The 8,386-nt window shown below is 51.2% G+C and carries 9 protein-coding genes; all 9 read right to left on the bottom strand.

Annotated elements, in window-relative coordinates:
• Nucleotides 1-257 (bottom strand): hypothetical protein (locus tag EKK48_18910; protein ID RTL39484.1); only part of this gene is annotated, 257 nt, incomplete at its 3' end.
• Nucleotides 257-586, bottom strand: coding sequence for a hydrogenase maturation nickel metallochaperone HypA (locus EKK48_18905; GenBank protein RTL39483.1), 330 nt, complete (start codon nucleotides 584-586; stop codon nucleotides 257-259). The genes EKK48_18910 and EKK48_18905, both read right to left, overlap by 1 nt.
• Nucleotides 586-1,590 carry a hydrogenase expression/formation protein HypE gene (hypE, locus tag EKK48_18900; GenBank protein RTL39486.1) on the bottom strand — a complete coding sequence of 335 codons (1,005 nt, stop codon included), beginning with the start codon at nucleotides 1,588-1,590 and terminating at the stop codon, nucleotides 586-588. The genes EKK48_18905 and hypE overlap by 1 nt, the downstream gene beginning before the upstream one ends.
• A 59-nt stretch (nucleotides 1,591-1,649) precedes the next feature.
• Entirely contained in the window at nucleotides 1,650-2,810 is a 1,161-nt protein-coding gene (gene hypD / locus EKK48_18895; protein ID RTL39482.1) for a hydrogenase formation protein HypD, read from the bottom strand.
• The gene (locus tag EKK48_18890; GenBank protein RTL39481.1) at nucleotides 2,807-3,499 is read right to left on the bottom strand and encodes an SIS domain-containing protein; all 693 of its coding nucleotides are present in this window, start codon (nucleotides 3,497-3,499) and stop codon (nucleotides 2,807-2,809) included. Before EKK48_18890 ends, hypD begins: the two co-directional genes overlap by 4 nt.
• A 2-nt stretch (nucleotides 3,500-3,501) precedes the next feature.
• Nucleotides 3,502-3,780 (bottom strand): HypC/HybG/HupF family hydrogenase formation chaperone, encoded by a 279-nt coding sequence (locus EKK48_18885; protein RTL39480.1) that lies wholly within the window; start codon nucleotides 3,778-3,780, stop codon nucleotides 3,502-3,504.
• Nucleotides 3,749-6,199 carry a carbamoyltransferase HypF gene (hypF, locus tag EKK48_18880; protein ID RTL39479.1) on the bottom strand — a complete coding sequence of 817 codons (2,451 nt, stop codon included), beginning with the start codon at nucleotides 6,197-6,199 and terminating at the stop codon, nucleotides 3,749-3,751. Before hypF ends, EKK48_18885 begins: the two co-directional genes overlap by 32 nt.
• Nucleotides 6,196-7,521 (bottom strand): hypothetical protein, encoded by a 1,326-nt coding sequence (locus tag EKK48_18875; protein RTL39478.1) that lies wholly within the window; start codon nucleotides 7,519-7,521, stop codon nucleotides 6,196-6,198. Before EKK48_18875 ends, hypF begins: the two co-directional genes overlap by 4 nt.
• The gene (locus EKK48_18870; protein ID RTL39477.1) at nucleotides 7,518-8,381 is read right to left on the bottom strand and encodes a hypothetical protein; all 864 of its coding nucleotides are present in this window, start codon (nucleotides 8,379-8,381) and stop codon (nucleotides 7,518-7,520) included. Before EKK48_18870 ends, EKK48_18875 begins: the two co-directional genes overlap by 4 nt.
• Between the last annotated feature and the right edge of the window lie 5 nt (nucleotides 8,382-8,386).

Genomic DNA, 8,386 nt, shown 5'->3' with positions numbered 1-8,386 from the left:
GAATGTCCGTGATCGTGCGAGTGGTCATGATCGTGAGAATGTCCGTGATCGTGCGAGTGGTCATGATCGTGAGAATGTCCGTGATCGTGAGAATGTCCATGATCGTGCGAGTGGTCTTGATCATGAGAATGCCCATGTTCATGCCCGTGCTCGTGGTCATGTGAGTGCTCGTGATCGTGCAGCCCGACGGTTCGACCTGTTTCGAGGTCTACTACTTTTGGTTTTGCATCATCTGAGCAACCGCATGTCGTGCACATCACTCCACCTCCATTTCCTTGATTTTCATCTCTTTTCCAGCAATGCAGTCGATGTCTCTGCAACCGCATTTGCAGGTGCCTGCCAGAAGTGTTAAGGGCATCTCTTCACCACATGCGCTGCATCTTCCCAATCCTTCGATTTCATCAATCTCCAGAGTCGCTCCTTCGAGCACTGTATCTTTTGCGCACAAGTCGAAGCAGAATCGGATCGCATCCGGCACTATAGCTGACAGTTTGCCAATCTCCAGCTTCACTCTGTTGACTTTCTGATTGCCGGCTCGCTCACCTACGATTGCCACGATGTTTTGAGTAATTCCGAGTTCGTGCACTAACAAATCCTCGGAAGTTGGTCGCCGACCAGCATGTCGACGATGCGCTCACCACCGAAGCTTGATTGCAAAATTACTGTTTCCTCAGGCGCAGGAAATACGCGCCCGATAATCGCGCTCTCCGTTCCAAACTCGTGCTCGCTCATTGCTTCAAGCGCGATTTGAGCTGAGCCCTCGGGTACGATCACAACGACTTTACCCTCGTTTGCCAGGTAAAGCGGGTCCAGCCCCAGTATTTCGCACATGCCTCTCACCTCGGGACGAATTGGAATGTCTGATTCTTTGATTTTTATGCAGACATTGCTGTTGATGGCAAATTCATTGAGGACTGAAGCCACACCACCTCTGGTGGCGTCGCGCATGCAGCGAACATCCGGGCACCGCTTGAGTAACGCCTGTATGAGACCGTTCAGTGGCTGGCAATCGCTCTGAATATTGTTTTCGATCGCCAGATCCCCTCTAGCTCCAACGATTGCAGCGCCGTGATCACCGATGTAGCCATTGATCAAGACCACATCGCCAGGGCGGGCATTATGCGAGCTAATTTTATATGGCGTTGGAATGACTCCAATTCCCGCCGTGTTTATAAACACCTTATCGGCAGCGCCTCGGTCGACTACTTTAGTGTCGCCTGTGACGATTTTGACTCCGGCTTTGTCTGCGGCTGATTTCATAGATTCGACGATGCGACGCAGATCGGTTACAGACAACCCTTCTTCGATGATGATTCCGCATGTCAGAAACAGGGGTACAGCTCCACCTACTGCCAGGTCGTTGACAGTTCCGCAGACAGCGAGTTTGCCGATGTCCGCTCCGTTGAAAAATATTGGATCAACGACATAAGAGTCTGTGGTGATGGCAAGGCGGTCTCCCAGTGAAGAGAGAGCCGAAAGCTCTAGACTCGCTTGATCTTCGAGCAATGACAGTTGTGGATTATCGAAACTGCCCAGGAAGACATCTTCGATCAAATCTCGCATCGCTTTGCCGCCACCACCATGAGACATGTTGATGGTTTCGGCTCTCAGAACGCCGCTCCTTTTGCGAATTCCCGGCGTTGACGAAGTCACAGCAGTGCTTCCTCCCTCTCATTTTTGTCTTTCATCGCCATCAGCTCCGGCAAGTTGCCGAAGTTGTAGTAGGCTGCACAGGCGCCCTCCGACGATACCATTAGCGCACCCATCGGAGTTTCAGGCGTGCATTGAGTGCCGAAGACCTTGCACTGCCATGGCTTGATCACGCCTTTTAAAACTTCTCCGCATTGGCACGACTTGGGGTCTGCAATTTTGACGTTTGGCACTGGGAATTTGCGTTCGGCGTCGAATCTGGCGTAGTCATTTTTGATTTTCACGCCGGAGTGATCGATCGAGCCGAGACCACGCCATTCGAAATATTCACGCAATTCGAAAACCCGGTTGATGGCGTCCAGTCCCGGGAAATTTCCCTCGCTGCGCACGACCCGAGCGTATTGATTTTCTACGACACAACGTTTCTCTGCGATTTGTTTGATCAGCAACCATATTGACTGCAAAATATCGAGCGGCTCGAAACCGGTAATCACGATTGGTTTTTGATAGCTTTCGGCAACGAAGTGAAATGGCTGTTCTCCTACGACCATGCTGACGTGCCCTGGTGCGACAAATCCGTCCAGTTGCATTCCTGGCGAGTCGAGTATGGCTTTTATCGTCGGAACTGTAGTGATGTGATTGCAAAAGAGTGAAAAGTTTTCCAGACCCTCTTCTTCTGCCTGCAGGACCGTCAGCGCCGTGCTCGGCATGGTTGTCTCGAAGCCGAGCGCGAAGAAGATCACTTCTTTGTCTTTGTTTTTATGGGCAAGCTGCAGAGCGTCTAGCGGGGAGTAAACCATTCGCACGTCGGCGCCATCTGCCTTGGCCTGTAGCAAGCTCTTTTTTGAACCGGGAACGCGCATGGCATCACCGAATGTGGTGAAGATTACGTCTTTCCGCTCAGCCAGAGATACGCAGTCGTCGACTCTTCCCATCGGAAGGACGCAGACAGGGCAGCCCGGTCCATGCACCAATTCGATGCATTTCGGCAGAAGTTGCTCGATGCCGTATCTGAAGATGGTGTGCGTGTGTCCGCCACAGAATTCCATCAGGTGGATCGGGCGTTCCCGGGCGAAATCGATATCGAGGACCAATTTGTTGATTTCCTCAATCAACGTTCTGGCGAGAACTGGGTCTCTAAATTCGTCGACAAACTTCATTGCTCGCCCTCTTGAACAGCCGGACCCCGGTAGTCTGCCAGCAGTGTGTGCACTAAGTCCCAGATTATGTGATACGTCGTTACGTGCGATTCCTGAACTCTGTGGATCGAATCAGTTTTGACGACGAGGCAATAATCTAGCATTTTGGACGCAAGCATTTCACCTCCGTCGCCGCCTGCCATTCCGAATGTCATCACTCCCATCCGCTTAGCTTTGTGGAATGCCTCAAGCAGGTTTTTTGAATTGCCACTGGTTGAAAATCCAATCAGCCCGTCTCCAGCTCGACCGAGGGCTTCTACCTGGCGGCTGAAAATGTGGTCGACGCCGACATCGTTTGCAACAGCGCTAATCATGGCTGTGTCGGAATTGAGGCAGGTGCATGGGAGGGCAGGGCGACCGGCAGTAACCGGGTGTTGAAATTCGACTGCGAAGTGCAGAGCGTCGCAACTCGAACCACCGTTGCCCATGGAAAACATGCGATTTTTTGCTCGATAGACGCCGGCAATTGCCGTACTCATTTCAATCAAGGCTTGTGCGTTATCTGCGAAGAACTGTTGTTTTGCTGCAACGCTTTCATTCACCTTTTGCTTGATTGATTCCAGCAGCATGGCATTCTCCGAAGCCGGTTCCTTGGTTTTGCCATGAAGGAACGGATAAAGTGCGGCTAGGTTTTTGCTGGTGTCGCTCATATTCAACCTGATGTTTGAGTCATCGACTCGATTTCTTTTTGAGCTTCTCCGAGCTCATGCAACAATTCTAGTGTCTTTTTTGCCTCCTCTTCGTCGATTCTGCTCATTGCGAAACCAACGTGAATGAGAACCCAATCGCCGACGCACGATTCAACTGGATGTTCGTCGTTAACGATGCATGTCAGATTAACTTGCCGCTTGACGCCTGAAACGTCAACTTTTGCCAGCTTCTTTTGAGCATCGACAATTTCAACTATTTGCCCAGGTATGCCAAGACACATGCTGCCGCTCCTTTCCTTGATTTAGATGTTTCGCTGCTGATATTAGCGCCTGTCCAAGCGAAATACCTGCATCGTTGGCAGGCACCTGGCTATGGGTCAATACTTTATAACCGTTTTGGGTCAGTCTTGTTTCCACTAATTCGTGAAGTATTCTGTTTTGAAAGACTCCGCCAGTTAGAGCCACAGTCGTTAGCCACTTCTCGCCGTCTCTCGCACAGAGCTTGTCGATCATCTGGACTATAATTTTGGCGAGCCCTTTATGGAAACGCGCTGAAATAACGGCTGGGCTTGTTTTTAGATACAGATCTCCGAGCAGTGCTTGCCAGACTGCCAGCGGCTCGACGTAGGGAATTCCTTTGCCTCCCAGCCTGGGAATCGAAAACGGATATGCCAGTGATTCAGGTTCGTTTAGCAAAACCTGCAAATCGGCGCAGGCTTCGAATTCGACTGCAGCTTGTCCCTCGTATGTTGCTGAGTCACGACAAATGCCTGCCGCGGCCGCTGCTGCATCGAATAATCGTCCACATGAAGAAGCTAAAGGTGAATTGGTTTTTGACTTGAGCATGCTTTCCAGAGTAGCCAGGGGTTTTGACTCCAGAAAGGAAGTCAGCTCCAATTCTTCGAAGTTCATTTTGTAGGACGGCCAGCCCATTTCTGCCATGATGTGCGCATATGTATTGCGCCATGGTTCTTGCATGGCCTTACTGCCACCGATTAACGCAACCGGCTTGAATGTGCCGAGTCGTTCGAAAGATGTGTAATCTGCCAGCAGAAACTCTCCTCCCCAGAAAGTGCCGTCGTTACCGAAACCGAGCCCGTCTAATGCTACTCCGAGAACGGGTCCGGCATCTAGCGGCCAGGCATTTTCTGCCAGGCACGCAGCCACATGTGCGTGATGATGCTGGATTTCGTCAAGGGGAAGGTTTTTGGCTTTTGCCAGGTCTCGTCCAAATTTAGTAGACATGTATTCAGGGTGAAGATCGACTGCGATTTGTGCTGTTTCGTGTTTGAAGCTATCTAAGTACAAATCGAGGTTATGTCTGTAGTCTGCAAAGGTTTTGGCTTCCTCTAAATCGCCGATGTGCTGCGATTGAATTGCCCTGGAGTTTTTGATCAAGCAAAAGGTGTTCTTAAGTTCACCGCCCATGGCAAGGATTTCCGGAGCCGCAGCGAATCCAGGTGGTAACGGAATTGGAGCTGGCGTGGCGCCCCGTGCTCGTCGTAAGTATCTCGGATGACCGGAGACGACCCGTACCACCGAATCATCGAGACGATTAATAATGTCGCGATTGTGCAGCAGGAAGTAGTCGGCAATTTTCGCCAGCCTGTCTTTAGCCTCTTCATTGCTTATGCTCTGGGGCTCTTGCGACAGATTACCTGATGTGAGAACAATCGGATTATTCAGTCGTTTCATCAGCAAGTGATGAAGCGGGGTGTATGGCAGCATGAATCCGAGTGTTTTCTGCCCTGGTGCAACAGCGTTCGAAATAGGCTTTTGAGCTTTGTCTGCAAGTCTGTTTAGCACTACTATCGGTGCCTGGCGAGATTGCAACTCTGCTTTCTCCATTTCGTCAATCGCGCAGTATCTTTCAATCGTGGCGATGTCTTTGGCCATTAACGCGAAGGGTTTGTGATAGCGATTTTTCCGCGATCTGAGCCTGTCAACGGCATTGTCATTGGTGGCATCGCATGCCAGATGGAAACCCCCGATGCCTTTTACTGCAACGATTTCGCCGCGCTGAATCAGAGTGGCTGCGGCATCAACGAGGTCGAGCTGACTCATGCTTTCCAGGCATAATGTTCCACCTTCAGAACGTTCCAGCCAGGCTTTGGGACCGCACACGTGACAGGCGTTCGGTTGTGCATGGAATCGACGATCGGCAGGGTCGTCATATTCTTTTTGACAGGGCTCGCACATTTTGAAGGTCGCCATGCTTGTACTGGCGCGGTCATATGGAATTGATTTGATTATCGATAAACGCGGACCACAATGCGTGCAATTCGTAAATGGATAGCGAAATCGCCTGCTGAATGGGCTGAATGTGTCTTCCAGGCAATCTGCACAGGTCGCTGCATCAGGAGCAATTTGAGTGTTTGGGTGGCTGCCTTCGCTTTTCGATATTGAAAAGCCGGAAGGAATTTCGTGATCCTCTGGTAATAAGGTGTGCTCAATCGACTCGATTTTTGCCAGTGGTGGAGAATTGGTCCAGATTGCCTTTTCAAATTTTTGGAGGTTCTCTTCCGAGACCCATGCCTCGATCAGTACACCTTCGCCGTCGTTGAAGACTCGACCAGTAATGCCTGACTCTAAAGCGAGCTTGTACACAGTGGGACGAAAGCCAACTCCTTGCACAGTGCCTCTGACTCGAATAGACCATCCGAGCAAGGCTTTTTTATTGAGTTGGGAGCCTGTCGTCATAGTGCCAACTTCCAGATGGAGACTCGATTGTTTCCCGAATCGGAGATAACCAGCAATGAGTCTACAGACTGAACACCGTAAGGCCAGCAGAGGCTATCTGCCACGGCTGGTTGCCATCGATTGTCGCCCTTCTCGTGAAAGTTTACCTGACCGAAGAGGGCTTCGGCGCCGCTTGCTGAATTAGATTGCCCAACGCCCGAAGTTTCGGGATTGCCTGCTGTGCCAGGTTGACCATCGCAAGGGTTGCTTGTCGCATCAGGTTGCCCAACGCCCGAACTTTCGGGATCGCCCACAGTACCAGGTTGAGTGTCGTTCCAGGCTAGTATTCGAGAATTGGCTGTGTCGGCTACTATAAGCCAGTCGCCATGCGCAGTTACGCCATAGGGCATGTTCAATGTGTTGGAACGCGGCCAGTACAGCGCTTGATTGAAATCGACATTCGTAGCATCTGTCTGGCCCAGAACAAGGTTTGCTGAGACGCCACTTTCAGTTGGGCAGTCGTTCCATACTAGAACCCGATTATTACCGGCATCGCTGACACACAATCGTTTTCCCCAGAATGTTATGGCATGTGGCCAGCGCATGCTCATAGCGCTTGGGTCGGCGCCGGCATTTTCATCGCGAATGCAGAAGTCTGTCTGTCCAAGTACAAGATCCGCGGGCTGACCGTTTTTAGTTGGAGGGTTGTTCCAGACGAGGACCCTTCTATTACCTGTATCTGCGACGAGCAGTTTGCCGGCCCTGTATTGCACGCCGTATGGCCAGTGAAGTGTTTCGGCTCCTGGTCGGTCCGCTCCTCTGTTTGCAAGCGCACTGGAGAAGTCGGACTGTCCCAAAACAATGTCAGCGGGAACGTTAGAGGCGCTCGGCACTTCGTGCCAGATCAAAACTCGATGGTTCCATGCATCAGCCACCACCAGACCCTGCTCCATGACACAAATTCCGGTTGGCACATTGACCGTTGCAGGTCCGACGTCACCTCGTCCGTTTCTTCCCTCGCAGCTAAAATCGGCCTGACCGATTAACCAGTCTGCCGGAGTCTTATCGTCGGTTGGAAGTTGGCGCCAGCCAAGCAAGCGATGATGTCCTGTATCACTAATCCATAGCGGACCTTTTCGGAAAGTAAGGCAGGCTCCGCGTGGACCAAAGCACGACGTTGCACTCGGTACTATCGCGGATGAGAGAATGTCTGGAACACGTTCGTTTCCGAGCACCACCAGTGGTTCAGGTTCAACCAGCGGACGGAAAGCTGTTTCGCGGGCTAGAGGCACTCTTAACGCTGCTTCCTGGGATACCTTGAGGCTGATGCGTTTGACCGTCACGAAAGGCTGACCTCGACTTTCTGATCGACCACGCGTACAGCGTGAGTATGCAATTGCACTTCCGGTACGGTGAGGCATTCTCCGGTCTTGAGGACGTATTCGAAGGCGTGATACGAGCAGGTGAGGACCCCATCTTTTACTTCGCTCATATCCAGCGGCATACCGAGATGCGCGCAGGCGTTCTGGTAGCAAACGACGTTGTCTTCCAGTCGTGCCAAAATCACTGATTGTCCTTCTATCTCTTTGACAATCAGTTGATTCTCGGGAAGTTCATCCAGGTTGGCAACGAAGCTCCAACGCTTCTCCTTGCCTTGAGCGAAGGGACTTATGAAGTTGACTGGTTTTGCATCAGTCGACGAGCATATTCCCTTTGCTTTGACTATTTCAGTAATTTCAGGACATTGCTCTTTGATCGCCTTCTCAACGCCCTCGCTCAGTGTGAGCTCAGATGCCGGACAATTACTGCATGCGCCGATCAGGCGAACTACAGCCTTGTTGGGCGGTTCTACCTCAACAAGCTCGACGTTGCCTCCATGCCCTTGCAACATCGGTCGAACAGATTCGAGTGCTTTTTCAATGCGCTCTTGCAGTGACGGTTTGATCAGCTCATGGTGGCGCAAAACAGAATAGACAATCTCGTCGGCGGTAACTTCTTTGAGTGCAGCCAATGCTTCCGGACTCTGTTTTAAACCTCTGATAACTCTTGCCAGAGCTTCTTTGTTTAGATCATCGATCGCCTTTCTCAAAGCCTGAACTGTTCTGCGTTCATGCTCGTCCCATGTGGCAACGATAGAGTCGAGAGCCTCGATATCTTTCAGCAATTTTTCCAGAGTCAATTCTTCGGCGATAGAACCGGTCATAAAGA

The sequence above is a fragment of the Candidatus Melainabacteria bacterium genome, assembly GCA_003963305.1.
Taxonomy (GTDB): Bacteria; Cyanobacteriota; Vampirovibrionia; order Obscuribacterales; family Obscuribacteraceae; genus PALSA-1081.
Note: the sequence above shows the minus strand (reverse complement) of the source record. Positions and strands in the feature narration are given on the sequence as shown.